The organism is Mycobacterium parascrofulaceum ATCC BAA-614 (genome assembly GCF_000164135.1).
GTDB classification, from domain to species: domain Bacteria; phylum Actinomycetota; class Actinomycetes; order Mycobacteriales; family Mycobacteriaceae; genus Mycobacterium; species Mycobacterium parascrofulaceum.
The window spans coordinates 1-711 of the sequence record NZ_GG770653.1 but is presented as its reverse complement, the minus strand read 5'-3'; the positions used below and the strand labels follow the sequence as shown (position 1 = coordinate 711).

Sequence of the window (711 nt, the reverse complement as noted above, 5' to 3'; positions counted from 1 at the left end):
CGCCGCGGCCGGGCCGCGCTGGCCGCCCTGTCCCGGGCGGTGCCCACCGCCGGCGCCGTGCACGTGGTCAACAACAACGCCGCCGCGCTGCTGCTGACGGCGCTCACGCTCGCCCCGGGCAAGGAGATCGTGCTCAGCCGCGGCGAGCTGGTCGAGATCGGCGACGGCTTCCGCATCCCCGAGCTGCTGGCCTCCACCGGATCGCGGCTGCGCGAGGTCGGCACCACCAACCGCACCAGCCTGCGCGACTACGCCGAGGCGATCGGGCCGCAGACCGGTTTCATCCTCAAGGTGCACCCGTCCAACTTCCACGTCACCGGGTTCACCTCGGCGGTCGGCGTGGCGGAGTTGGCGAAACTCGGCGCGCCCCTCGTCGTCGACATCGGCTCGGGGCTGCTGTCCCCGCACCCGCTGCTGCCCGACGAGCCCGACGCCACGTCCTGCCTGCGGGACGGCGCGAACCTGGTCACCGCGAGCGGCGACAAACTGCTGGGCGGCCCGCAGGCCGGCCTGCTGCTGGGCGACGCCGAGCTCGTCGAGCGGCTGCGCCGCCACCCGGCCGCACGCGCCCTGCGGGTGGACAAGCTCACCCTCGCCGCGCTGGAAGCGACCCTCACGGGCCCGCCCCCGCCGGTGGCCCGCGCGCTGGTCGCCGACGTGGCGGAGCTGCGGGCGCGCGCCGAGTCGCTCGCCGCCGCGCTGCCGGGCGCC

1 protein-coding gene is annotated in these 711 nt (G+C 76.5%); it reads left to right on the top strand.

From position 1 onward, the window contains the following. A partial coding sequence (gene selA, locus HMPREF0591_RS30085; RefSeq protein ID WP_007172674.1) for an L-seryl-tRNA(Sec) selenium transferase occupies positions 1-711 on the top strand: 711 nt, incomplete at both ends.